This is a genomic window from uncultured Thermosynechococcus sp. (assembly GCF_938074695.1).
Taxonomy (GTDB): Bacteria; Cyanobacteriota; Cyanobacteriia; order Thermosynechococcales; family Thermosynechococcaceae; genus Thermosynechococcus.
Genome location: NZ_CALJEM010000081.1, coordinates 1 through 22745, shown reverse-complemented (window position 1 = coordinate 22745; position 22745 = coordinate 1). Strand labels below are relative to the sequence as shown.

Below are 22745 nucleotides of genomic sequence, written 5' to 3'. Positions count from 1 at the left end.
CAAAACTTTGGAGAACTTCCCTCGCCCCATGATTGATGAACTCTTGGAACTCTCACCCAACTGGGGACTGGATACCCTGTTGTTGCTGGTGGTGTTGTTGGCCCTAGAAGCGGTTCTTTCGGCAGACAATGCGATCGCCCTTGCCGCCTTAGTGCGGGGCATCGAAGATTTAGATGAGCAGCGGCGGGCCCTCAATCTGGGACTCGCCATCTCCTACATTTTTCGGATTGGGCTGATTCTCACAGCCACGTGGGTCTTGCAGTTCTGGCAGTTTGAGTTGGCGGGGGCACTCTATTTGCTGTGGTTAGCCGCAAAGTATTTTTTCCTTACCACTGAGCCAGAACATCACCACGAGCGGGTGATTCATTCGTTTTGGCAGGCGGTGCCCCTACTTGCTTTGGCCGATTTAGCCTTTTCCCTCGACAGCGTGACAACGGCGATCGCCCTATCGGATGAGCGCTGGCTGGTGTTACTGGGCGGAACCATTGGCGTGATTATGCTGCGTTTTATGGCGGAGCTATTTATTCGCTGGCTCAAAGAATTTCCACGCCTTGAGGATGCCGGCTATTTCACGGTAACCCTTGTGGGTCTGCGGCTACTGATTCGCGTGATTAACCCACAACTGGTTCCCTCCGACTGGGTCATGATTAGCCTCATTGCCCTTTGCTTTACGTGGGGCTTTTCCAAACGGGAGGTGGAGGAGCCAGACACTCCCCCAACCCTTCCCCAATCAACCCATGAGCCTACATCTCATACACCCAAGAAGTGAAGGCCGGTTCCCAAGGCACCAGTTCCTGGGTTTGGAACCAGAGATTGATTTCCCGCTCGGCATTTTCGGGACTGTCAGAGCCGTGAATCACATTCCGCCCCACATCTACGGCAAAATCTCCCCGTAGGGTGCCCGGTTCGGCATTGAGGGGGTTAGTCGCGCCAATGAGTTTGCGGGCATTGGCAATCACCCCGCGACCTTCCCAGACCATGGCCACCACCGGTCCTGAAGTAATAAAGTTCACCAGCCCCGCAAAGAAGGGCTTGTCTTTGTGTTCACTGTAGTGCTGCTCTGCCAGTTCGCGGCTGACGCGCATGAGTTTGAGGCCAACCAGGGTGTAGCCTTTCTGTTCAAATCGTTGGATAATCGTCCCCACTAGCCCACGCTGCACACCGTCGGGCTTGATTGCAAGAAATGTTCGTTCCACGCAGTCTGTCCTCTGCTCGATCTACAGGATTGATTTTACGGTTTTCGGGGGTTGGATGCCGCTACCACTGTACCAAGTTGATGCCTTTACCCAAGAACCTTTTCGCGGCAATCCGGCCGCGGTGTGTCTTCTAGAAAGTTTTCTTGACGATGCAATCTTGGGGGCGATCGCCCGCGAAATGAATCTTTCAGAAACCGCCTTTGTAGTGCCCACCGCCGGTGGCTTTCAGTTGCGCTGGTTTACCCCTATGGCGGAAGTGGATCTCTGTGGTCATGCCACCCTCGCCACGGCTCATGTCCTCTGGCAGCATCAGGGGGTGGTGGGAGAGTTAGCATTTCACACCCGCAGTGGCTGCCTGCGCGCCCAGCGCTTTGGAGAGTGGATTGCCCTTGATTTTCCGCAGCAGCCGGTAACCCCCCTTGAGGAGCCGCAGGTGCAAGCTTTAATTAGTGCTGCCCTAGGCACCACGCCCCTGTATATGGGGAAAGCGGGGAGGGATCTGCTGGTAGAGCTGGCCAGTGCTGAGGCGGTAGCAGAGTTGAAACCCGATTTTGACCCGCTTGCCCGCCTGCCCTGTCGCGGCTTGATTGTGACTGCCCGTGGGAAGGAAGGCGACAGATACGATATTGTCTCCCGTTTTTTTGCTCCCCAATTGGGCATCCCAGAGGATGCCGTCACGGGTTCTGCCCACTGTAGTCTCTATCCCTACTGGCAGCCGAAGCTGGGTCGGCAGGAACTCTTGGCCTATCAAGCCTCCGCGCGGGGCGGTGTAATTAAACTCCAACCCCAGGGGGGCGATCGCCTGCTGCTATTGGGTCAGGCTGTCACCATCTTTGCTGGAGAACTCTTGCTTTAGAACTCAATCCCCGGCTGTGCTTTAATCCCCTGCTCGCGAAAAGGATGCTTGATAAGGGTCATTTCGGTCACGAGGTCGGCGGCATCAATCAGGGCTGGGGGCGCACCACGCCCCGTGAGAATCACATGGGTCATTTCTGGTTTGCGGCTAAGCCCCTCCAGCACCTGGGTCACCCTTAAGTAGTCCAGCTTGAGGGCGACGTTAATTTCATCCAGCAACACCAAGCGGTATGCTGGGTTGCCAAGGTAGCTTAGCGCCAGTTCCCAGGCAGCCTGAGCACAGGCCATATCCCGTTGCCGGTCTTGGGTTTCCCAGGTAAACCCCTCCCCCATGGCATGGAAAGCCAGTTGCTCTGACCACTGGCTAAGCACAGCTTTTTCCGCCGGCTCCCACGCCCCTTTAATGAACTGAATAATAGCCACCCGATAACCATGCCCCAAGGAACGCAGAACCATTCCCAGGGCAGCGGTGGTTTTGCCCTTGCCGTTGCCTGTGTGGACAATGATCAACCCCTTTTCACGGGTGCGCTCCGCTAGGCGTTGTGCCTGTAGGGCTTTGCGCCGCTGCATCTTTTGACGGTACTGTTCGTCACTCAGCATGGGCTAACTGGCAAGGTACTCGTGAATATCGCCTCGGCGTTTGCGCAGTTTACTGAGGGCTTCCCGCTCAATTTGCCGCACCCGCTCGCGACTGATATTAAGCAGTTCTCCCACTTTGGCCAGGGTGAGGGGCTGACCATTCTCGAGGCCAAAGCGCAGGGAAAGGACATGACGTTGTTGGGGAGTAAGGTCTGCCATTAGCCGCTCAAGGTCACTGCGCAAGGAGGACTGAGCTGCAAACTCCTCTGGGGAAATGGAGGAATCCTCTAGGAGTTCTCCCAACTCTGTATCCTGATTATCGCCAACACGGACATCCAAGGAGAGGGGCTGACGCGCCCGTTCGAGGTAGTCGCGGACTTGCGCAGGGGTTAGCTCCAGTTCAGCCGCCAGTTCATTAATGGTGGGCGCACGCCCCAGCCGCTGGGACAGTTGTCGCTGTACCTTTTTGATCTTGTTCAGCTTCTCGGTAATGTGGATGGGTAGGCGAATGGTGCGTCCTTTCTCGGCGATCGCCCGCGTGATGGCTTGACGAATCCACCAGTAGGCATAGGTGGAAAAACGATAGCCCTTGGTGGGGTCGAATTTTTCTACCCCTCGCTGCATACCAATTGTCCCTTCTTGGATAAGGTCAAGCAGATCCACATTGCGCTTGATGTACTTTTTGGCCACTGACACCACAAGGCGCAGGTTGGCCTCCACCATTTTCCGTTTGGCGCGCTCGCCATTTTCAATAATCGTCTCCAACTCCTCCTCACTAATGTTGGCGGCAGCGGCCCATTCGGCACGGCTGGGTTCACGGTTAAGTTCTGCCGCAAGCTTTTCGCGAATCTCGTTCATGGCGGTAAGCTGCTGCACCTGTTTGCCGTAGATCACTTCCTGTTCATGGGTGAGCAATGGCACCCGGCCAATCTCCCGTAGGTAAGTGCGCACTAAATCTTTTGAGGTATCCATAGTCCCTATCGCTCGTTCTCAAGGTTGACAGCAGTGATTCGTCCAAGGCCTAGGAATATCGTTTTCGCTATAGGATGGGCGATCGCCCCTGCTAAAGATCGCGGCCAAGCCAACGGTGCTTTAACAGCGTTTTCGTGGACTTGTTACATATATTAAGAATCTTAACATTTCTAAATCTGTTCGTTGGAATACTCACACTGACCTTTGGCGGTTCTTAATCTTTTTTTTATATTTGCCCCATTGGTAAGGCTCTATGGATTTTGAGAATACAGATGAAATAAGTCAATTGCTGCTTCACGCCCTTCAGCCCTGCTGAAGAGTTATCCATGGTTGTTGACCGGAGTATGCAGTCGCGTCTTAGGAATTAGATGTCCCCTCTTGGAGGAGAGATTTAATTTGCGCTAATAACTGGCCAAGTTTCCCCTCCTCAAATAGGGCATTGATTAGAGCAAGTCCACTGCTGGAGAGGAGGAGTTTATTGAGATTAGGGGTGGCACCCCCATCGGCAAAGGTGTAAATCTTGGCATCGCCAATTACCCCCGGTTGAGGGGCAAGGGCTTGGAGAACTTGCGGCAGTTGCGGTGCCAGTTCTGGCCAAAGCGCCGTAATCACTTGGGCAATTAAGTTGGCATTGCTAATCACATTCTTGGCTGCCAAGATTGCCTTGATTCCTTCGGCTTCAGCAAGAGCTTTATCGCGGTTCGCTGCAGCGAGGATACGAATTGCCTCCGCTTCCAGTTCCGCTGCCTGTTGGGCAATCTCCGCCTGGCGCCGCCGCCGGAAGGCCTCAATTTCAACAACATTTTGCTCAAGAACCCGTTTTTCCGCTGCTTCCCGCTCCGCTGCAATAATCGCCAGGTGTTTCTGGCGATCGGCTTTTTCCACCTCGATGGCGGTGGTGACCGCAGACTCTGCTCGTGCCCGCTCTGCTTCGGCAATCAGACTTTCTTTCTTCTTGGCGGCAACGGCGATCGCCACATCCTCTTGGGCAAGGCGTGCTTGACGCTCAGACTCCGCAATGGCCACCTGCGCTTGCAAACGGTTGGCCTGCACCTGCTGCTGGCGACTGATCTCGGCGATTTCTGCCTCCTGCTGTTGCTGGGCTTGCGTCACCTTCAGGCGTTTATTTTTTTCCTCCAGCTCAATACGGGCCTCAATTTCCTTTTGCTGAATGGCAAGTTTTTTGCGGATTTCTTCTTCCTCTACTGCTTGGGCTTGGAGCAATTTTGCCCGCTGAATTGCGGCTGCCTCTGCGGCCTTAGCCTCCTCAATTTCCCGCTCCCGCTGTGCTTTTAGGGCTTCCACCTTCAGACGTTGGCTCAACAGGGCGGCTTCTTTTTCCTCTTCAATTTGCAGGGAGCGTTTTTGGGCATCCAGTTCCTTCTGCTCGATGGCCACCCGTGTTGAGAGTTCCACCTCTCGTTTTTGTTGGATCGAGCGTTGAATTGTTTCCGTGCGCAGGCGCACCCCCTGAGCATCAAAGAAGTTGTTTTCGTCGTAGGTGTCGCTCTCTTGAACCTCTGAGATGGCAATGTTGTTGAGGGTGAGGCCGACTTTTTGCAGATCCTGCTGCATCAAGTTGAGCACCTCTTGGGCAAACCCCAGCTTATCCGAGTCAATTTCGGCAAGGGACTTGTGTTTTGCGGCGGCGCGGATGGCGTCATCTGCCCGCTTTTCAAGGGCGTTCTTGATGTCTTCGGGGGTAATGCGGTTATTTTGCGAGAGGCGAGCAGCGGCGGTGAGGACATCCTCTTCGGTGGCGTTGATGCAGACATAGAACGTAACCCGCATATCGGCGCGCAGGTAATCTTGGGTGCGCACCGCCAATTTACCCGTTCGTTCCACGTCAATGGAGATCTCCCGCAGGGGTACGCGGGTTAATTCATGAAATCCTGGTAGGACAATGCAGCCACCATTGAGGATCACTGTTTTTTTCTTAACAAAAATACCCCCCGTGCGTACAAAGGCTTCGTTGTTGGGGGTAATCACATAGACGCGTGTGTAGGCCCAAATGCTCAGGAGCAGCAAAATCACAATGCCAGCAATTACCCCCGGAAAGAAGAGCAGCCCGCCTAAATTACCCATGACAAGGGGGGGAGACTCCGCTAGTACCGCAGCTTTGGTGTCGGTTCGAGGTGACGCCGGCAGTTCCGCGGTGGGTAATGCCTGCAAAAAGGTGAGCCAGTAAAGCATCCGATTGCCCCTCAGTGGTAATCCTAGTGTGGCAGCTTGGGGGCGATCGCCGGCTATTTTTAAGGGTTCTTTAATTGGCCGGAGCCACTTCGGTTGTCGAGGCCACTGCGGCATCCTTACGCTTTTTCTTTTCTGTCACCGTTACAGGCCGCATTTCAATATGATTGAGCAGTGTGGTAACAAAGGCAAAAAGTAAAAAGGGCAACGTTAAGACCAAAATTAGCCCCCCGACTAAAAACGCTTGCACAGGATTGTTGTAGAGGGTAAGGGACGCGGCCAAACCAATAAAGATAACAATTAGCCAGACAATCACTTGGCCATAAATATCCCCGAAGGTGAGGGTGCAGACGAAACGGTATTTTTGTAAGCCGTTTTGTAGTTCATTGGCCATAGGGGCTATCCTCGCGGCGTATGCTGAATGGTTCCAGTGCAAAAACAAGCTTTTTAAGGATTAGGGGAAACTTAAGCTTGCGGTACAGTGTTTGCAGATACAGGGAAATGAAAGTACCTGAATTTTAGAAAACCTGCCCCTAAGATTAAAGTCTTTGCAACAAATGTACAAACTTTGGTCAAAAAAAGCAGGCACGGGCATTGTAATATGACAGATTGTATCAAAACTCCACCGATCGCCCCTGAAGCACTCTATGGGTACGTTTTACCGTTTGACCACCACGGCGGGTTTACAGGCTGCCCTTGGCACCTTATCTCCTGCATCCACCCTCGGTTTTGTGCCGACGATGGGGGCACTCCACGGGGGTCATGCTGCCTTGATCCGGCGGGCACGGCAAGAGTGTGATGTTGTGGTAGTCAGTATTTTTGTCAACCCCCTCCAGTTTGGCCCCCAAGAGGATTTGGAGCGCTACCCCCGCGCCCTTGAGGCCGATACGGCGCTCTGCCGGCAATTGGGGGTGGATCTGCTCTTTGTGCCCGGTGTGGCAGAGCTTTATCCAGCAGGGATGGAGACCCTCACAGTGGTGGAGCCGCCCAAGGAACTCACGGAGCGCCTCTGTGGGCGATCGCGCCCCGGCCATTTTCGCGGGGTAGCCACCATTGTGCTCAAGCTGTTACATCTGGTGCGGCCGCATCGCGCCTATTTCGGTCAAAAGGATGCTCAGCAGTTAGCAATTATTCGCCGCTGTGTGGCCGACTTGAATTTGGACGTGGAAATTATTGCCTGTCCCATTGTCCGCGATGCCGATGGGCTTGCCTTGAGTTCCCGCAATCAATATCTCAGTGAGGGCGATCGCCCCACGGCCTTAGCCCTAAGCCAGAGCCTGGAGATTGCTACTGCCGCCTTTCGGCGGGGCTGTTTTGCTGCAAAGGAGCTCCTTGGGCAGGTTCACAACCATCTGCGCCAGTTTCCCCGGTTGCGCCTCGACTATGTAGAATTGGTGCATCCCCAAACCCTTGTACCTTTGGAACGCATTGAGACCGTTGGGCTGCTGGCGATCGCCGGCTGGGTGGGTCAAACGCGCCTGATTGACAATTGCCTATTGGATCGCCGCTTGCCGATTCTGGCCGTAGATGGCCCTGCGGGGGCAGGGAAATCCACCGTGACGCGACTGGCTGCCCAAGCCCTTGGGTTACAGTACCTTGACACCGGTGCGATGTATCGAGCAGTAACTTGGTGGTGCTTGGAAAACAACATTGATCTCAAGGATGAGCCAACAGTGGTAGAGGCGATCGCCCAGTGCCAATTGCGTCTAGAAAGCGGGGATCCCACTCAACCCCCGCGAGTGTGGATCAACGATCGCGAGGTTAGCCAAGCCATTCGTTCTCTGGCGGTGACCCAGCGGGTATCCCAAGTGGCAGCCCTACGAGGAGTACGGCGGCTGATGGTGCAACAACAGCGGGCGATCGGCGCCAATGGCGGGATTGCTGCTGAAGGACGTGATATTGGTACCCATGTCTTTCCGGAAGCGGGTTTGAAAATTTTCCTCACTGCCTCGCCCCAAGAGCGTGCCCAGCGCCGCTGGCAAGAATTACAACAGCAGGGGCAATGCGACCTCTCCTATGAGGAATTGCTGGCTCAGATGACCGCTCGCGATACGGCGGATCAGCAACGCACCTACGCCCCCTTTCGCAAAGCTGCCGATGCCATAGAAATCTGTACTGATCATCTGGAGATCGAGGAGGTGGTAAGTAAAATCGTCCATTTGTACCGCAGCCGCTGCCCTCACTCTTGATGGGAAGAGAGAATTTCCCGTACAGTAGCAGAGGATAGTTCACGCTGGACACATTCCTATGGATCGCAACCCCCTCGAACTGGCACAGCAACTCTATTACACCGGCATTGGAGCTGCTGCGGCTGCCCTTGAATCCCTCCAAGATGAGGCCAAACGCCAAGAATATCTCACCCAACTGCGCACGGATGCTCGTCAACTGGCCACTGTGTGGGCTGAGAAAGGTCGCCTCACCGAAGCACAGGCGCGGGAACTCATTCAGACCTTGATTACCCAGCAGCGGCAACCCGCTTCACCCCCTGCACCCGCCAATTCTGAGAGTGCTGTGTTGGCCGCCGATCTTCAAACGCTTCTCGACACCCTGCGTGCGATTCGCCAAGACCTACAGCAGGATTCTCAAGCACCCAACTCCTAGGGCAAGAGTACAGGCAGAGGGTATCCATGGGCTGCTGCCGACTCACCCCCCTTTGGCCACCAGTTGTCGAGGCCGCTGCGCGGGCGCAAGCTAACAGGGCGGGGAGGAGGTCAAGAGAAAACCGCCGCCTGTCAAAAGCCCAAACCTTCCTTACGAGGGGAGTGCTGGGAGTCTTTCGCAGCCGAATGTAGCCGAATCAAGGGAAAGAAACGCAACGGGGAGACATCGTTTATGCTAGAGATCAGTTCCTAGCTCCATTGCCCTGCTGCCTCAATGGCCTTCCATCTCCCCCAAGTGAGCTGCCAAGTGCGTCCAGAGGTGGCTGCCCTCCAGGCCGAACTGGTGCAGTGGCGCCGCTATTTGCATCAACGTCCTGAATTGGGTTTTCAGGAGTACGGGACGGCCGCCTTTGTCAGTGAAAAACTGCGACAGTGGGGCATTCAGCATCGCACGGGCATTGCGCAAACAGGGATTGTAGCCGTCATTCCGGGAGTGCGGCCGGGGCCGGTGCTGGCGATTCGCGCAGATATGGATGCGCTGCCCCTACAGGAGGAAAACGATAAGCCCTATCGCTCTCTCTATGAGGGAAAGATGCACGCCTGCGGGCACGATGGTCATACGGCGATCGCCCTTGGGACGGCAAAGTATCTGGCCGAGCACCGCGATTTTGCCGGGACAGTCAAAATCATCTTTCAACCTGCAGAGGAAGGTCCCGGTGGAGCGCAGCCAATGATTGAGGCAGGCGCGCTTGATGCGCCAAAAGTGGATGCCATTATCGGTCTGCACCTGTGGAATTTTCTGCCCGTTGGCACCGTAGGCGTGCGGGCTGGCCCTTTAATGGCGGCAGCGGAGTTTTTTGAGTGTCAAGTCCAAGGCAAGGGGGGGCATGCAGCTTTGCCCCAGTTTACGGTGGATACCGTTCTGGTGGTTGCCCAGATTATTACGGCGCTGCACACAATTGTCTCCCGCAACATTGATCCCCTAGAGAGCGCAGTGATTTCTGTTGGGGCAGTCCAGGCGGGAACAGCAAAGAACGTAATTGCCGAGAGAGCCACATTTTGCGGCACAGTCCGCTACTTTAAGCCAGAGCTAGGCGACTGGTTACCCGAGCGGATTGAACAAGTCATTGCCGGCATTTGCCAGAGCCATGGCGCCACCTACCAGTTTGACTATCAACGGATGTACCCGCCCACCATCAACGATGCCAAGATGGCGGAGTTGGTGCGATCGGTGGCCGAATCGGTTGTGGAGGTACCCGCAGGGGTTACCCCTCATTGTCAAACCATGGCAGCAGAAGATATGTCTTTCTTTCTCAAGGCGGTTCCGGGCTGCTACTTCTTTTTGGGGTCAGCCAATGGCACCCTAGGGTTAGATTTCCCCCACCACCACCCCCGCTTTGACTTTGACGAAACAGTCTTAAGTATTGGGGTTGAGTTGTTTGTCCGCTGTGTCGAGAAATACTGTGGTCTAGTGGAGACCTAATTCCCCATGTCCCTCACGCTCCTTATTGCCGACGATGATCCCGGCATTCGCGTGTCGGTCAGCCGCTTTTTAGAAGCGGAAGGCTACTGTTGCCTGACAGCAGCAGACGGCGCCCAAGCCCTTGAGATGATCCATCGCTATCAGCCCCACCTGTTGATCACCGACATTGCCATGCCAAATATGAACGGCTATGAATTGGTGCGGCAGGTGCGTCAGCATCCCTCGCTCCGCCTCCTACCCGTGATTTACCTCACAGCCCGCACCGAAGTGGAGGAGCGGATTCGCGCCTATCGCAGCGGGGGAGATGTCTATCTCTCTAAACCTTTTGACTTGAATGAATTGGCGGCCGTGGTGCGCAATCTTTTGGATCGGGCGCAACTGGTGCAAATGGAGTGGCAACAGCGACAGCGGCCCTTCTTGCCGCCGAAAACCCAACGCATTACCGTTGATCTGACCCAACGGGAAAAAGAAGTGTTGGCTTTACTGGTGGTAGGACTCTCGAATGCTCAAATTGGCGATCGCCTGCACCTGAGTGCCCGCACCATTGAAAAGCATGTCAGCAGTCTTTTTCAGAAAACTGCGGTTCATAACCGTGCTGAACTGGTGCGGCTGGCAATTGAACAGGGGTTGGTGACGCAACAAACCAGTTCCCAAACATAAGGGTTGCTATTACGGTTAAGAAAACCACTGAGGAATCGAGACCCCATGCAACGAATTCCCCCTGCCCCCGGTCAAGAATCGGTTTGGGACTACCCCCGTCCGCCTCGCCTAGAACCTACGGCAAAACACCTGCGCGTGGTCTTTAATGGTGTGGTCATTGCTGAGACCCGGCGGGGACAGCGTGTGCTAGAAACCAGTCACCCACCGGTGTATTACTTTCCGCCAGAGGATGTGCAATCCCAGTATCTTGTGCCCTCGCCGCGGCGAACTTTCTGCGAATGGAAAGGACAGGGTGCCTACTACCATGTCAGGGTGGGCGATCGCCAAGCCAATCATGCCGCTTGGTACTATCCTGAACCGACCCCTGCCTTTGCGACCCTTCGCAACTACATTGCCTTCTATGCTGGTTTAATGGATGAATGCACGGTGGATGGCGTAGTGGCGCTGCCGCAACCGGGGGGCTTCTACGGCGGCTGGATTACGCCGGACATTGTGGGACCTTTTAAGGGGGCACCAGAAACTTGGGGCTGGTAAGTGTTTCTCAAATCACTCTATCTGCGCCACTTTCGCAACTATAGGGAGCAGGCGGTGACGTTTGCTGCCCCGAAAGCCATTCTCGTCGGCGACAATGCCCAAGGCAAGTCCAATTTACTAGAGGCGGTGGAGTGGCTAGCCACGTTACAGTCCCATCGTACCCATCGCGATCGCGACCTGATTCAGCAAGGACAAGAGAGTGCCCAAATTGAAGCTACCCTTGAGCGCCAAGGGGTTTGCCTTGAGCTGGCAGCAAGTTTACGACCTACCGCCGGCCGGGTTTTGCGGATCAATGGCTGCCCCGTCAGGCGTACCGCTGAATTTCTCGGTCAACTCAACGCCGTAGAGTTTTCCTGCTTGGATTTAGAACTGGTGCGGGGCACGCCGGCCCTGCGCCGCAACTGGTTGGATCGCATGTTGCTTCAGTTGGAACCCCTCTATAGCCAACTCCTGCAAACCTACCAAAAAGCGCTGCGCCAGCGGAATGCCCTCCTGAAACAGGCAACCGGCCAAGGCTGGGATGAAGCCCTCTGGCAGGCATGGAATCAGCAATTGGTGGTCAACGGTACCCGCATTATTCGGCGGCGCCAGCGCCTCATTGAACGCTTGACCCCCTTGGCAGCATATTGGCATCGGGTTTTGAGTGGCGATCGCGAGACTCTGACGTTGACCTATGAAAGCCATGTGCCCCTAGGGGATGGAAGTTCTGAATGTATCAGAGCGGCCTTTAGTGAGGCCTTAGCGGCTCGCCGATCGATTGAACTGCTGCAAAAAACCAGTCTTGTGGGGCCGCACCGTGACGATGTTATTTTCTGCCTAAATGATCAAAGTGCCCGTCAATTTGCCTCCCAAGGTCAGCAGCGCACCCTTGTCTTAGCCCTGAAACTCGCCGAACTCGAACTGCTAGAAAGTGTCGTTGGCGATACGCCCTTACTGCTATTGGACGATGTGCTGGCAGAACTCGATTTGCAGCGACAGAGGATTCTACTGGAGGTGATGGGCGATCGCTACCAAACCCTAATTACCACCACCCACCTTGCCCCCTTTGCAGCCCCTTGGCGACAGCAGGCTCAAATTCTTAGGGTGACGGCGGGGAGGATCGCAAGCGTTCCTGACACCGCTGCTCAAACCAGCGACTAATTTGGGGAACCGTTAACTCGGCAATGGGTACCCCCTCATTTTCGGCAATCTGGCGCAGTTGCTTGAGGGCACTGATGAGAATTTGGCCATACCAAGCCATAAACCCCCCTTGGCGCGCTTCCTCTGCCTGCAATTGGGGATCTGCTGCCACCAGTTCATAGATTTGGGTTTCGCTTAAAGCTTCAAGGGGAGTCGCTGTAGTCTGGGCTTGCAGATAGCGCTGGGCATACACCGCCACTCGAATCGCAAAGCGATCTGCCGCCGGCAAGAAGAGTTGATCAATCTCTTGACACTCCCTGACTGTAAGTAGATCCCTAGGGTTCATCGGCAGCCTAGATCAATCCAGCCGGCGTGGGGGTTGGCGTAGCTTCTTGGATATTGATAATGCTGGGGGTAAAGAGAAACACACCATCCCCAAGGCGGGACTGATGGCCATTGATGGCGTAGGTACTGCCGGCAGCAAAATCAGAAATGCGCTGTGCCTCGGTCACATCGAGGTGTTCTAAATTTAGAATCACCGCTTTGTCCGCCCGCAGTGCTTGAACGATCAGAGTTGTATCACTGAGGGACTGCGGCTTGATTACCACGACTTCATAGCCACTACTCAAAGAATGACCAAAGGCAGTCAGTTCAGCCATGACAACCCCCCTCGGGAACATCACAACAGTACTTATTAATCATTTACTTAATTCATTTACTTAATCCTTAATCATGACATTAAACTTTATTCTGTTATACCGACTACACCGAAATTTATGCAAATTGATGCAAATTGCAGCCTTTTTCCGCCACAGGGATGGCCGTTACCCCCTACTGGGCATAGGCAAGGAACCCGTTGCGCCCTAGAATAGGCGCACTTAGGTTTAGGAACATCTCAATGATCAAAAGTAGCCACGCGAAGCGGTATGGCTCCCTGGGGGCGATCGCGCTGTTGACCATGTATCTAGTGGTAGCAAGTCCTAACCCTGCATTCGCAATGCACATTAGTGAAGGGTTTTTACCCTTAGGGTGGGCTTTGGGGTGGTGGCTGGTCTTCCTTCCTTTTCTAGGAGGTGGTCTGTGGGCCTTACAACGGCAACTAAAAAGGCATCCTGAGTCGCGCGTTCTCTTGGCACTGGCGGGAGCCTTTGCCTTTGTCCTCTCCTCTTTGAAAATTCCTTCCGTGACCGGCAGTTGTTCCCATCCCATGGGAATTGCCTTAGGCGCTACGCTGTTTGGCCCACTGGTCATGACGGTGCTGGGCACATTTGTTTTGCTCTTTCAGGCTCTGCTAATTGCCCATGGCGGCCTCACGACATTGGGAGCAAATGGTTTTGCCATGGCAGTTGTTGCACCCTGGGTGGCGTGGGGAACATATCAAGGGCTGAAAAAGCTAACGCAGCGGCAGGGGATTGCTCTTTTTGCCGCAGCAGTGCTCAGCAATCTAGTTGCCTACAGTCTTACGGCATTCCAACTGGCCTTGGCCTTTCCCCATAGCGACGGCGGAGTGGTTCTTTCTTTTGCCAAGTTTGCTGCTCTTTTTGCCATTACTCAAATCCCCTTGGCCATTAGTGAGGGACTCCTCACAGTACTGATGGGGAATTGGCTGCTGACCTACTGCCTAGAGGAACTTGAAGTGCTCCAGTGGAGGGGAGGACACACAAGCCATGAGTAAAGGACAAAAAACAAATTGGCTACTCCTAGGGGGGGTTGCTCTCTTGGTGGCCTGGCCGCTGCTTTTTGTAAAAGGTGACTTTGAAGGAGCTGATGCCCAAGCTGGTGAACTCGTCAAAGAACTCTCCCCTGACTATACGCCGTGGGCAGAGCCTGTTTTTGAACCGGCCAGCAGTGAAATTGAATCCCTCCTGTTTGCCCTCCAAGCCGCCCTGGGGGCAGGGACGATTGGCTTTATTTTCGGGGGGTACCACGAACGGCGACGCCAACAGCGCCAAACCTCCACTTCCACCACCAGCAAGGAGCCACTGCCATAACCGAGGGAGGCATCATCAGCTCTTGGCATGCATCACCATCTTGATCTGTATGCCTACACCAATCGCCTGCGATCGCTGGATCCGAGACAGAAGGTGCTCTTCAGTCTTGGCACCCTTGGGTTTGCATTTTTTGCCCACCCTCTGGTTCAAGGGCTACTGTGGCTTTGGTTAGTCCTCTGGATTCTGGGCTATGCCCGTATCCCTTGGCGGGTTTATGGGTTGCTGGTGGGGACGGTAATGGCCTTCTGGCTCCTTAGTCTGCCGGCGTTGGTTGTGCAAATTGTGCCCAACAGGGGTCTCGAGCTCTCGGCGTCAGCCCCTTTAGCGCAACTCTCCTTTGGCGGTTGGTCGTTGGCGGTGAGCTTAGAAAGTCTGAAGCAAGCTTTTATAACAGGGCTGAGAACTACCGTTTGCAGCACGGCTTTGCTGTTTCTTGTGCTCACCACTCCCTTTCCCTCCCTCTTGGCTCTAGCAGCCCGGTGGGGGATGCCGAACTTTGTTTTGGATGTTTTGATGTTGATGTACCGCTATTTGTTTACTCTGCTGGAAACTGCCCTAACCCTGCAATTGGCGCAGCGGGCGCGGGGAGGCTATCAGCGGCGATCGCGCTGGCTTTTTAGTGTGAGCCTGTTGGCCGCCCAACTTTTCCGCCGGTCTTTGCGTCGCTATCACCAAACCAACCTTGCGCTACTGAGTCGTGGCTTTCAGGGGCAGTTTCGCGTATTCCGCCTCCAGTCCTATGCCTATTCCCAGCGGTATAGCCTTGAAATGGTCGTGGGTGGCAGTGCCCTGCTCCTGTTGAATAGGATTGTGGCTTAGGATGTCTCCCCCTCTACTTGAATTTCGTCAGGTTGGCTTTCGCTATCCCAATACAACTACTCCGGTGCTGCAGGACTGCTCCTTTACCCTAGAGGCGGGACAGAAAATTGCCCTTTTGGGTCTCAACGGCTCAGGCAAATCCACGCTGTTTTATCTGGCGGCTGCCCTCTATCGGCGCGATCGCGGTGAAATTTACTGGCAAGGGCAACGGCTCATCTATCAACCTGACAAACTGCGGCAGTGGCGTCAACGGATTGGCTTGGCCTTCCAAGACCCCGAACAACAACTGGTGGCAGCAACAGTGGCGGAGGACATCTCCTATGGGCTGTGCAATTTAGACTTGCCCCCAGCAGAAATTGAAGCCCGCCTATACCAAACATTGCAAGACTTTGATTTATTGCATCTCGCCGATCGCCCCCTGCATCACCTCAGCTTGGGGCAAAAACGGCGGGTGGCCTTGGCTGGAGTCATGGCTTTAGCACCGACGCTATTACTGCTCGATGAACCCACCACCTATCTTGACTACCAGCAGCGGCAGCAACTGGTGCAAACCCTAGAGAACATTCACCGGCGGGGAACCACAATTGTCATTGCCACCCATGACCTTGATTTTGCCTATGGCTGGGCAGACTGGATCATGGTGCTCGTCAATGGTCAAGTTACCGTGAGCGATCGCGCTTCCCACGTCTTTGAACAATGGCCTACCCTTGCTCCTGAACTGGGCACCCCCACCCTCTTGCGCCTGTGGCAACAACTTCCCCCCAGTTGGCGACGGAACCAGACCTTGCCCCGAACGGCCACAGCCCTTGCCCAAATCTGGCAAAAAGGCCTCCAAGTTCCACCGACCCTCGATTAAGAGCGCATTAACAGGTAGAAAAATGCTCAAAAGTGGGTATTCTAAGGGGTGGGTAGTTTAGAGAAGTGCCCAAGACAACAATCCTATTGTTTAACTAACCCATCGCGGCATCGGGGAAAACTTTATATGGCCACAATTATGATTGTTGATGACAGCCCTACCCTGCGGGCAATGATTATTGAGCTGATGAAAGAGCAAGGCTATGACGTTGTGGAGGCGGAGGATGGGATTGAAGCCCAAGAAAAGATCAAAGCTCAATGCCCAGACTTGGTAATTCTGGACGTGGTGATGCCGCGCATGAATGGCTACGAACTGTGCCGCTGGATTAAAGGTGAAGCCGCTTCCCAAAACGTGCCCGTGATCATGTGTACGACCAAAGGGGAAGAATTTGATATTCACTGGGGCAAAAAACAGGGGGTAGATGCTTATATTACCAAGCCTTTTGATCCCGCCGAACTGGTGGCCACCGTCAAGCAACTGCTGGGATAGCCTTAAATCCAAGAACGTAACCACATCCGTGTAAAAAAGGCTTGGGGGGTCAGCGGCAGCCCCAAATAGAGGGGAAGCCAGTAGGCAAAGCCGCCCATGACTCCTGTAAGAACAGCAAGGCGTGCCCAACGTGCCCAAACTCCCCAAGCGTGGCTGGCTTCCCACACCAAAGCCAAAGCCATAAAGCCATAGAGAGCAGCGGGGAGGTAGTGGTAGATAAAAACACAGCGACTCACCAGTGCCCAGGGCAAGAGATTGGCAGCATAGTTCAAGAGCACAAAGCGGCCGGCAAGGGAGTTCAGGCGAAGGGGAAAAAGTGCCAATGTGGCCAAGGTACTCAACCACAGCAATGGTGGGTTAAAAAGGGCATAGACGGCGTAAACCCAGCGGGTAGCTTCCATGGGTAGGGGCGGGCCAATGACCGGCACCGCTTCACTGAGGGTTTGCACCTTTTGAAAAAAGTAACTCATCGGCCGCAGCAGAAGCGGCCAAGACCACCAAGGGGAACAGTAGGGATGGGCTGTACTGGCAACGCTGCGATGAAAGTCAAACATTTGCCGATGCAGCTCCAGGAGGCTCTGGTGGGGATGAAATTGCAGATGAGGCCACCAGAGGAGCGTATAGACAACAAACGTGACAAGCGGGAGGAGCAGACACATCTGCCACCACTCATATGTCGTTTGATATGTCGTTTTCCCCTCAGCAAGCAGGGGTAACTGCCGCTGGAGGAGCCAGAACAAACCAACTCCCAACAGAAAGCCCAAGCCACTCCACTTCACGGCTACGCAGGCGCCAAAGGCCATACCAGCAGCAATCAGCCAGAGCGATCGCCCCCTACCTCTGTAGCGCAACCCCCATAGCCAGAGAATTTGGCTCACTACGCCAAAGAGCACCAGCGGCACATTGATGAGGGCATAGCGAGACTCCACCAAAAAGAGGCCATCGAGAGCAACGAAGCATCCCGCCAAGAGGGCAACGCGCGATCGCCCCGTCAGGAGATAGGCCAAAACAGCCACTGCCACAGGAATCAGCGACCCCAATAGGGCGTCCATCCAGCGATAGCCCCAAGGGTGAAAGCCACCCCCCAGCCAAATGCCTAGGGCAATCAGGTATTTTCCCAAAGGGGGATGGGCATCAAAGAAGGGAACTCCCGCAAGATAGTTGCGGCCAAAGCGGGCAAAATAGACTTCATCGAAAACTAGGGTTGGAAAGCGGCTCAGCCCCCAGAAGCGGGTTCCAAGGGCAAAGAGCCACAGCAGCAGTAGCCCCAAGGGCATTAGGCGGCTCCCTGTAGCTCCGCGGTGCGCACAGCAATGCGCTGGCTGCGATCGCCCCGTTGAACCGTCAAGTTGAGCACTTGCCCCACAGCGGCACTATCCACAATGTTCTGTAATTGATCCGCACTGGTAATCGGTTCCCCATCCACTGCTGTAATCACATCTCCCCAGCGCAGACCCGCTTTTGCTGCGGGTGTATTCGGCAGAACTTGCAGGACGAGGACGCCATTGACTTCCGGCAAAATTACCGGGGAGTTGGGGTTAGCATTGTTTTCCTTGGCCATTGCCGGCGTGAAGGTGGTCATTTGAATGCCAATGTAGGCGTGTTGAATTTTTTCACCGCGAATTAGGCGGGCTTGCAGGGCTTTGGCCTTATTGATGGGAATGGCAAAGCCAATCCCCATTGCATCGGCACGAATGGCGGTGTTAATGCCAATAACTTCCCCCTCTTCATTGAGCAAAGGCCCCCCAGAATTGCCGGGGTTGATGGCCGCATCCGTTTGAATAAAATCAAGGCGCTTATCGGGGATGCCCACTTGAGCGCTGGAGCGGTGGAGCGTGCTCACAATCCCCAATGTCACGGTGTTGTCGAGGCCAAGGGGATTACCGACGGCGATCGCCCAATCTCCCACTTTTACCTGACTGGAGTCCCCTAGGGGCGCCGTTGGCAAGGGTTCTGTTACCCCCTTCAGTTTGACAATCGCCAAATCCGAAACTTCATCCACGCCGCGCACTTCTCCCTCAAAGACTCGGCCATCCTTGAGGCGCACCGTTACCGTATCCGCCTGGCTGACCACATGGGCATTGGTCATGACAATGCCACTGGGATCAATGATGAACCCCGACCCTTGACCCCGCAGCCGATCCTCTTGGGGGGGCAAGGCTAAGCCGGGGAAAAACTGGCGGAAGAACGGATCGCTGAGCAGGGGATCTGGCGTGCGCACTATTGTGCGTTCGGTATCAATACGAACAACCGCATCGCCAACCCGCTCCACTGCCGCTGCCACAAAACTATGGTGAGCCACTGCTGCCCATACCGGTGTACCGCTATTCAGGCACCAGACAAGGGCAAGGCCAAGACAGAATGTGAGGGTCTGCTGAAGTAAATGGGCAAGGCGTTTCATGATGGATGGCCTAGAGCGCAACAGAATTCAATTCCGATTGTATCGAACTCCACGGCGTTGCCCATGCCTAGCCGATTTGGATTGGTTTCATACCGCCGGAGATGGTAAAGGTGGTCTATCGGCATAGAATCTGCATCCCTCTCTGCAGAATTGAGAACAGTCGTCAGTGTCCCAATTGTCAAGGTATTCAAGTTTAGGAGCAGTATGCTGCGGATTGGCATTGTAGGATTAGGGCTAATTGGAGGATCCCTAGGAATTGATCTACGGGCAAAGGGTTACTATGTGGTGGGCTTAAGTCGGCGATCCCAAACCTGTGAGCGGGCGATCGCCAAGGGTGCCATTGACCGGGGCAGTACGGAGCCAGAAATCTTGCGTGCCCTTGATCTTGTGTTTCTTTGTCCCCCCATTGGCAGCGTTCTCAGGGTAGCCCTCCAGATTACCCCCTATCTGAGTCGAGAAACGGTACTGACAGACGTGGCATCCGTCAAAGGAGAAATTGTCCCCGCCCTTGAAAAACTCTGGCCCCGCTATGTGGGTGGGCACCCCATGGCCGGTACGGCAGCGTCGGGCATTGAGGCAGCGCAAGCCCATCTGTTTGCGAATGCTCCCTATGTGCTCACCCCAACCCTCTCCACCGATAGTGATGCCCTTGACTGTGTTGCTGGGGTGGTCAATGCGCTGGGGGCAAAGCTCCTCTATGCCACCCCTGCGGATCACGATCGCGCCGTGGCTTGGATTTCCCACCTCCCCGTTCTTGTCAGTGCGGCACTGCTTCTTGCTAATGCCCAGGAAGCCAATGAGCCGATTCGGAGGCTTGCGCAGCAGTTGGCCAGCTCCGGCTTTCGCGATACAAGCCGTGTTGGGGGAGGCAATCCAGAGTTGGGACGGATGATGGCGGAATATAACCGCACAGCCCTGCGCCACTGTCTGAGCCACTACCGTGCCACCCTTGATGATCTCATTCGCCAAGTGGAGCAGGAGGACTGGGAGCGGCTGCAAACCACCTTAGAACAGGCTCAAGCCTACCGCGAGCAAGTGTATCCTTCAGAGACGTCGCCGGTAGTTTAGACGACGCACAATCCAGTAACTGGCAGACAGTGCCAAGATGGCGATCGCCAGCCCCAAGAGCTTGGCCACAGTATCCGGTTGACTAATATCCAGAATGATGAGTTTACGGGCAATGGCAATTAGGGACGTCACAATCACCAGCTCGACAATTTGCGAGGAGACATGGGTTTTCAGGTAGGCGGTGATATTTTCCAGAATCTCTAGGGCAACAAGGACATTGAGAAATAGACCAAAAATCTTCACCAGCTCAAGGCTAAATTGACCCAGCGGTGGCGAGAATAACTCTGTGGCCAAAATCCGTCCCAAATCAACGATCGCGACAATGACCACAATCAACATCCCGATCGCCAGCAGCCGCGTGGCCAACCCTTCAATTTGACCGAGAAAGTGCAAAAATCGCTGATTGTCCTGAACTAGAAGAATGACCCCCCGCCAAAAGAGAATCAAAGGTCGCAGCCGGCGTCGCATTCCTAGACCTCAGCCGAAAGAACAAGGGGAGTGTAGGCCACTGGTTCCACCAAACGGGTGTCTAAGTTGCGCTGCTGAAATGCTGCTTGCAGGGCTTCAAGGGTGCCTTTGACCGACAGCAGTTGCGGCAGCCATCCCTGCAGGCGGAGAGTGCCATTGCCGGCGGTGGTGATCATCACCTTAGGCTGAAGCCATTGCCCCAATTCCAAAGCGGTTTTGCCCCCCTTGAGAATCGCCCCCACCACGGGTAAACAGACATCCAATAGCGGCGTAATCACCACATCCACCTTGCCGTAGGTGCGCAGCCACGGATCATGACAGCCGTGGGGTTCATAGTAGAGACTCTGAGCGCCACAGCGCAGAATGTAACCATTTTCCTGTTGAGTGGGGCCAAGACGCGCCCCCTTCGTGGCTTGGATCGTGAGATCGCGATACGTATAGGTTTGGCGCGGGGTCAGGGCAACAACGGTTTCAAAGCCAAGGCTCTGGGCAACTTTGGCAGCACTGGGGGAGGCAATGACCGGTAGGGCGCGATCGCAGGCACGGAGGGTAGGTTCATGACAGTGATCCGGTAGCCCTTGGGAGAGCAAAATGGCATCAATGTCTGTGGGAATTTCACAGGGGCGCGATCGCTCCGCCTGAAAGAGCCACGGCGTATTGCCAAAGGTCAGTGGCCCCACAAACCAAGGATCTACCAAAATCCGTGTATTCCCCAGCTCCCACAACCAGGTATTGCTCTCTAGCCATGTCAACTGCATTGCCCTGCTCCTACAGGAACCGCGCCAAGAGGTTGTAAATCAGCAAAAAGATGTTGCCTATAACCACACAACCCAACCCCACTAAACCACAAATGAGCAGCGCCGTGATACCCCCTAATCCCGCTTGCAAGAGGGGCACAGAAAAGAGAACTGCTCCTGAAATGACCGCAATGATCAACTGCTCCCAGTGTTCGATCCAGCGTTTGTACTGCATAAACACCAAGAAGGCAAATAGAGCGCCAATTAGCCCTGCGCTCACACCCACAGGCAACTGCCAAGTCGTCATCAAACTAAAAATCATCAGGCCTAAGGCTGTCATTTCAAAGCCTGTAAAGCCAGCACCAATGAGAATTTTCAATGCGGGTAAGGGGGGCGCAGGCTGCCGTGGCGGTTTCGCCTTAGGACGAGGTGTAACCGTGGGAGGAGTCAGGGGTGTTCGGGGCGGCGAAGGTGTTAGTTGCGACACGACGGGAACAGGAGAGGGCGAAGGTGGCGGCGTCACAGGAGCAGGGGGTGGCGGTGGCGGGGGTGGCGGTGCTGGCGTTGGGTTGGGGGCACCATTGAGGGCTGCTAAAACCTCTGCTGCCGATTGGTAGCGATCGCTAGGCGCAGGTTGCAGCATACGATCTAGAATGGCTTGCAGTTGGGGACTGACCTGGGCATAGGAATGCCAATCCCAGCGGTTGTTGTAGGCATCAAATAATTCACCAGGGTCTTTGCCCGTCAGGAGCACAATACAGGTCACGGCTAAGGCATAGAGATCTGAACTGGGATAGACCCGCTCTCCCCGCGCTTGTTCCGGTGGCGCATAGTATTGAGTATAAATACCTGTAAAGTGTCCCTGTTGTCCGCCTCCTTGGGAAATCTGCTTCACCGCACCAAAATCCAGCAGGTAGAGGCGCCCCTGGCCGGGAAACTTTGTCTTGCTGGGGTGCTGGCGCATGATATTCGAGAGTTTAATATCACGGTGGATCGAGCCGTGGTCATGGACGTACTGCAACACGGGTAGGAGTTCCCGCAGCACCTGCCGCACCTGTTCTTCGCTAAAGCATCCCTGTTGAACCAGTTCATCCTCTAAGGTTTCACCATCAATATATTCCTGTACTAAGTAGAAATACTGCTCTACTCCTTCCCCATCAGCAGTGGGAACTTCTTCGGCAAAAAATGCCAGCAAATCTGGAATCTGGGCGTGCTGCCCCAGTTGATCTAGAACTTGTCCCTCCCGCTCAAAAAGTTCCAGTGCCTTTTGCCGACTTTGGGGATCGGACATCAGCGGCATAAACTGTTTAATCACGCACTCGCGCCGACCAGGGGTATCCAAATCCCTTGCTAGATAGGCCGCTCCAAAGCCCCCCCGCCCTAAAAGCCGCTCTGCCACGTATCGCCCCCGCAGAATCAAGGGCATCCCACAGGCTGTACAAAAGCGCTGTGCTACACGGCTATAGCGTTTGTTGGGGTTGTCTAACTCTGGAATATCGTTTTGGGGACGATTACAGTGGGGACGGGTGCAATAGACAAGCATGGCAGGGGTGGCGCGATCGTTTCCTTGATCATCATAGTGCTGTCATAGCAGACACGACTAAACCGAAGGAACACTACATCTTTGGACATTCTTGAGCCTAAAGTGATCGAAGCTGATGGTCGGACTCGAACCGACGACCTACTGATTACAAGTCAGTTGCTCTACCAACTGAGCTACACCAGCAC

Annotated in this window: 26 protein-coding genes and 1 tRNA gene; 14 read left to right on the top strand and 13 right to left on the bottom strand. The window is 54.7% G+C overall.

Features of this window, described 5'->3' with window-relative positions; translation table 11 throughout:
- Positions 1–28 precede the first annotated feature (28 nt).
- Entirely contained in the window at positions 29–769 is a 741-nt protein-coding gene (locus tag Q0683_RS10765; protein ID WP_298977669.1) for a TerC family protein, read from the top strand.
- Here Q0683_RS10765 and ndk read toward each other — a convergent pair.
- Positions 744–1196: a nucleoside-diphosphate kinase gene (gene ndk / locus Q0683_RS10760; RefSeq protein ID WP_181496075.1), complete on the bottom strand. Its 453-nt coding sequence runs from the start codon at positions 1194–1196 to the stop codon at positions 744–746. The two genes, Q0683_RS10765 and ndk, sit on opposite strands and share 26 nt — an antisense overlap.
- 55 nt (positions 1197–1251) lie before the next feature.
- Between ndk and Q0683_RS10755 the strand changes: the two genes are divergently transcribed.
- A complete protein-coding gene (locus Q0683_RS10755) occupies positions 1252–2052 on the top strand; it encodes a PhzF family phenazine biosynthesis protein (protein ID WP_298977665.1) in 801 nt (266 codons plus the stop codon).
- On the opposite strand, the gene cobO is transcribed toward Q0683_RS10755, so the two are convergent.
- The 4 genes from cobO to Q0683_RS10735 form a co-directional block, all read right to left on the bottom strand.
- Positions 2049–2651, bottom strand: a complete 603-nt coding sequence (gene cobO, locus Q0683_RS10750; RefSeq protein ID WP_298613413.1) for a cob(I)yrinic acid a,c-diamide adenosyltransferase — start codon at positions 2649–2651, stop codon at positions 2049–2051. The two genes, Q0683_RS10755 and cobO, sit on opposite strands and share 4 nt — an antisense overlap.
- A gap of 3 nt (positions 2652–2654) precedes the next feature.
- Complete coding sequence (locus Q0683_RS10745) at positions 2655–3611, bottom strand: RNA polymerase sigma factor, RpoD/SigA family (RefSeq protein ID WP_366142493.1); 957 nt, start codon at positions 3609–3611, stop codon at positions 2655–2657.
- A 348-nt stretch (positions 3612–3959) separates the two neighbouring features.
- Positions 3960–5795: an SPFH domain-containing protein gene (locus Q0683_RS10740; RefSeq protein ID WP_366142745.1), complete on the bottom strand. Its 1836-nt coding sequence runs from the start codon at positions 5793–5795 to the stop codon at positions 3960–3962.
- 70 nt (positions 5796–5865) lie between these two features.
- A complete protein-coding gene (locus tag Q0683_RS10735; RefSeq protein WP_149821421.1) occupies positions 5866–6186 on the bottom strand; it encodes a hypothetical protein in 321 nt (106 codons plus the stop codon).
- A gap of 253 nt (positions 6187–6439) precedes the next feature.
- On the opposite strand from Q0683_RS10735, the gene Q0683_RS10730 reads away from it, so the two are divergent.
- The 6 genes from Q0683_RS10730 (at position 6440) to recF (ending at position 12209) form a co-directional block, all read left to right on the top strand.
- Positions 6440–7981, top strand: a complete 1542-nt coding sequence (locus Q0683_RS10730) for a bifunctional pantoate--beta-alanine ligase/(d)CMP kinase (RefSeq protein WP_298613424.1) — start codon at positions 6440–6442, stop codon at positions 7979–7981.
- 58 nt (positions 7982–8039) lie between these two features.
- Positions 8040–8393, top strand: coding sequence for a hypothetical protein (locus tag Q0683_RS10725; protein WP_298613427.1), 354 nt, complete (start codon positions 8040–8042; stop codon positions 8391–8393).
- A gap of 273 nt (positions 8394–8666) precedes the next feature.
- Positions 8667–9875: a M20 family metallopeptidase gene (locus Q0683_RS10720; RefSeq protein WP_298613430.1), complete on the top strand. Its 1209-nt coding sequence runs from the start codon at positions 8667–8669 to the stop codon at positions 9873–9875.
- Positions 9876–9881: 6 nt separating this feature from the next.
- The gene (locus tag Q0683_RS10715) at positions 9882–10535 is read left to right on the top strand and encodes a response regulator transcription factor (protein ID WP_298613433.1); all 654 of its coding nucleotides are present in this window, start codon (positions 9882–9884) and stop codon (positions 10533–10535) included.
- 45 nt (positions 10536–10580) lie between these two features.
- The gene (locus tag Q0683_RS10710; protein WP_298977657.1) at positions 10581–11069 is read left to right on the top strand and encodes a DUF427 domain-containing protein; all 489 of its coding nucleotides are present in this window, start codon (positions 10581–10583) and stop codon (positions 11067–11069) included.
- The gene (gene recF / locus Q0683_RS10705; RefSeq protein WP_298977654.1) at positions 11070–12209 is read left to right on the top strand and encodes a DNA replication/repair protein RecF; all 1140 of its coding nucleotides are present in this window, start codon (positions 11070–11072) and stop codon (positions 12207–12209) included.
- Here recF and Q0683_RS10700 read toward each other — a convergent pair.
- Both Q0683_RS10700 and Q0683_RS10695 read right to left on the bottom strand, forming a co-directional pair.
- Entirely contained in the window at positions 12148–12534 is a 387-nt protein-coding gene (locus Q0683_RS10700; protein WP_298613843.1) for a hypothetical protein, read from the bottom strand. The genes recF and Q0683_RS10700 overlap by 62 nt on opposite strands.
- Before the next feature lie 7 nt (positions 12535–12541).
- Positions 12542–12847: a cell division protein SepF gene (locus Q0683_RS10695; RefSeq protein ID WP_298613840.1), complete on the bottom strand. Its 306-nt coding sequence runs from the start codon at positions 12845–12847 to the stop codon at positions 12542–12544.
- 239 nt (positions 12848–13086) lie between these two features.
- On the opposite strand from Q0683_RS10695, the gene Q0683_RS10690 reads away from it, so the two are divergent.
- The 5 genes from Q0683_RS10690 to Q0683_RS10670 all read left to right on the top strand — a co-directional run bounded on the left by Q0683_RS10690 (position 13087) and on the right by Q0683_RS10670 (position 16343).
- Positions 13087–13863 carry an energy-coupling factor ABC transporter permease gene (locus tag Q0683_RS10690; RefSeq protein ID WP_298613838.1) on the top strand — a complete coding sequence of 259 codons (777 nt, stop codon included), beginning with the start codon at positions 13087–13089 and terminating at the stop codon, positions 13861–13863.
- The gene (locus tag Q0683_RS10685) at positions 13856–14179 is read left to right on the top strand and encodes an energy-coupling factor ABC transporter substrate-binding protein (protein ID WP_298613836.1); all 324 of its coding nucleotides are present in this window, start codon (positions 13856–13858) and stop codon (positions 14177–14179) included. The genes Q0683_RS10690 and Q0683_RS10685 overlap by 8 nt, the downstream gene beginning before the upstream one ends.
- 27 nt (positions 14180–14206) lie before the next feature.
- Complete coding sequence (gene cbiQ, locus Q0683_RS10680) at positions 14207–14998, top strand: cobalt ECF transporter T component CbiQ (RefSeq protein ID WP_298613833.1); 792 nt, start codon at positions 14207–14209, stop codon at positions 14996–14998.
- Between the two features lies 1 nt (position 14999).
- Complete coding sequence (locus Q0683_RS10675) at positions 15000–15854, top strand: energy-coupling factor ABC transporter ATP-binding protein (protein ID WP_298617169.1); 855 nt, start codon at positions 15000–15002, stop codon at positions 15852–15854.
- A gap of 126 nt (positions 15855–15980) precedes the next feature.
- On the top strand, positions 15981–16343 hold the full coding sequence (locus tag Q0683_RS10670; RefSeq protein ID WP_298613829.1) for a response regulator transcription factor: 363 nt from the start codon (positions 15981–15983) through the stop codon (positions 16341–16343).
- A 2-nt stretch (positions 16344–16345) separates the two neighbouring features.
- Here Q0683_RS10670 and Q0683_RS10665 read toward each other — a convergent pair whose 3' ends face one another.
- Entirely contained in the window at positions 16346–17620 is a 1275-nt protein-coding gene (locus Q0683_RS10665) for a phospholipid carrier-dependent glycosyltransferase (protein WP_298613826.1), read from the bottom strand.
- Positions 17620–18747, bottom strand: a complete 1128-nt coding sequence (locus Q0683_RS10660; RefSeq protein WP_298613845.1) for an HhoA/HhoB/HtrA family serine endopeptidase — start codon at positions 18745–18747, stop codon at positions 17620–17622. Before Q0683_RS10660 ends, Q0683_RS10665 begins: the two co-directional genes overlap by 1 nt.
- Before the next feature lie 204 nt (positions 18748–18951).
- On the opposite strand from Q0683_RS10660, the gene Q0683_RS10655 reads away from it, so the two are divergent.
- The gene (locus Q0683_RS10655) at positions 18952–19812 is read left to right on the top strand and encodes a prephenate/arogenate dehydrogenase (RefSeq protein WP_366142488.1); all 861 of its coding nucleotides are present in this window, start codon (positions 18952–18954) and stop codon (positions 19810–19812) included.
- On the opposite strand, the gene Q0683_RS10650 is transcribed toward Q0683_RS10655, so the two are convergent.
- From Q0683_RS10650 to Q0683_RS10635, 4 genes are all read right to left on the bottom strand, one after another.
- Complete coding sequence (locus Q0683_RS10650) at positions 19789–20280, bottom strand: phosphate-starvation-inducible PsiE family protein (protein WP_298613822.1); 492 nt, start codon at positions 20278–20280, stop codon at positions 19789–19791. The genes Q0683_RS10655 and Q0683_RS10650 overlap by 24 nt on opposite strands.
- A 2-nt stretch (positions 20281–20282) precedes the next feature.
- The gene (locus Q0683_RS10645) at positions 20283–21038 is read right to left on the bottom strand and encodes an MBL fold metallo-hydrolase (protein WP_298613820.1); all 756 of its coding nucleotides are present in this window, start codon (positions 21036–21038) and stop codon (positions 20283–20285) included.
- A 10-nt stretch (positions 21039–21048) separates the two neighbouring features.
- Positions 21049–22560 (bottom strand): serine/threonine-protein kinase, encoded by a 1512-nt coding sequence (locus Q0683_RS10640; protein ID WP_298613818.1) that lies wholly within the window; start codon positions 22558–22560, stop codon positions 21049–21051.
- A gap of 110 nt (positions 22561–22670) precedes the next feature.
- Positions 22671–22743, bottom strand: a tRNA-Thr gene (locus Q0683_RS10635).
- Between the last annotated feature and the right edge of the window lie 2 nt (positions 22744–22745).

What these genes read in the sequence shown, in the direction of transcription:
- Q0683_RS10720 (WP_298613430.1), top strand. Translation starts at nt 8,667, where the DNA reads ATGGCCTTCCATCTCCCCCAAGTGAGCTGCCAAGTGCGTCCAGAGGTG.
- cbiQ (WP_298613833.1), top strand. Translation starts at nt 14,207, where the DNA reads ATGCATCACCATCTTGATCTGTATGCCTACACCAATCGCCTGCGATCG.
- Q0683_RS10730 (WP_298613424.1), top strand. Translation starts at nt 6,440, where the DNA reads ATGGGTACGTTTTACCGTTTGACCACCACGGCGGGTTTACAGGCTGCC.
- Q0683_RS10740 (WP_366142745.1), bottom strand. Translation starts at nt 5,795, where the DNA reads ATGCTTTACTGGCTCACCTTTTTGCAGGCATTACCCACCGCGGAACTG.
- Q0683_RS10675 (WP_298617169.1), top strand. Translation starts at nt 15,000, where the DNA reads ATGTCTCCCCCTCTACTTGAATTTCGTCAGGTTGGCTTTCGCTATCCC.
- Q0683_RS10695 (WP_298613840.1), bottom strand. Translation starts at nt 12,847, where the DNA reads ATGGCTGAACTGACTGCCTTTGGTCATTCTTTGAGTAGTGGCTATGAA.
- Q0683_RS10700 (WP_298613843.1), bottom strand. Translation starts at nt 12,534, where the DNA reads ATGAACCCTAGGGATCTACTTACAGTCAGGGAGTGTCAAGAGATTGAT.
- Q0683_RS10765 (WP_298977669.1), top strand. Translation starts at nt 29, where the DNA reads ATGATTGATGAACTCTTGGAACTCTCACCCAACTGGGGACTGGATACC.
- Q0683_RS10690 (WP_298613838.1), top strand. Translation starts at nt 13,087, where the DNA reads ATGATCAAAAGTAGCCACGCGAAGCGGTATGGCTCCCTGGGGGCGATC.
- Q0683_RS10710 (WP_298977657.1), top strand. Translation starts at nt 10,581, where the DNA reads ATGCAACGAATTCCCCCTGCCCCCGGTCAAGAATCGGTTTGGGACTAC.
- Q0683_RS10650 (WP_298613822.1), bottom strand. Translation starts at nt 20,280, where the DNA reads ATGCGACGCCGGCTGCGACCTTTGATTCTCTTTTGGCGGGGGGTCATT.
- Q0683_RS10755 (WP_298977665.1), top strand. Translation starts at nt 1,252, where the DNA reads ATGCCGCTACCACTGTACCAAGTTGATGCCTTTACCCAAGAACCTTTT.
- Q0683_RS10665 (WP_298613826.1), bottom strand. Translation starts at nt 17,620, where the DNA reads ATGCCCTTGGGGCTACTGCTGCTGTGGCTCTTTGCCCTTGGAACCCGC.
- cobO (WP_298613413.1), bottom strand. Translation starts at nt 2,651, where the DNA reads ATGCTGAGTGACGAACAGTACCGTCAAAAGATGCAGCGGCGCAAAGCC.
- Q0683_RS10670 (WP_298613829.1), top strand. Translation starts at nt 15,981, where the DNA reads ATGGCCACAATTATGATTGTTGATGACAGCCCTACCCTGCGGGCAATG.
- Q0683_RS10645 (WP_298613820.1), bottom strand. Translation starts at nt 21,038, where the DNA reads ATGCAGTTGACATGGCTAGAGAGCAATACCTGGTTGTGGGAGCTGGGG.
- Q0683_RS10640 (WP_298613818.1), bottom strand. Translation starts at nt 22,560, where the DNA reads ATGCTTGTCTATTGCACCCGTCCCCACTGTAATCGTCCCCAAAACGAT.
- Q0683_RS10715 (WP_298613433.1), top strand. Translation starts at nt 9,882, where the DNA reads ATGTCCCTCACGCTCCTTATTGCCGACGATGATCCCGGCATTCGCGTG.
- Q0683_RS10725 (WP_298613427.1), top strand. Translation starts at nt 8,040, where the DNA reads ATGGATCGCAACCCCCTCGAACTGGCACAGCAACTCTATTACACCGGC.
- Q0683_RS10685 (WP_298613836.1), top strand. Translation starts at nt 13,856, where the DNA reads ATGAGTAAAGGACAAAAAACAAATTGGCTACTCCTAGGGGGGGTTGCT.
- Q0683_RS10735 (WP_149821421.1), bottom strand. Translation starts at nt 6,186, where the DNA reads ATGGCCAATGAACTACAAAACGGCTTACAAAAATACCGTTTCGTCTGC.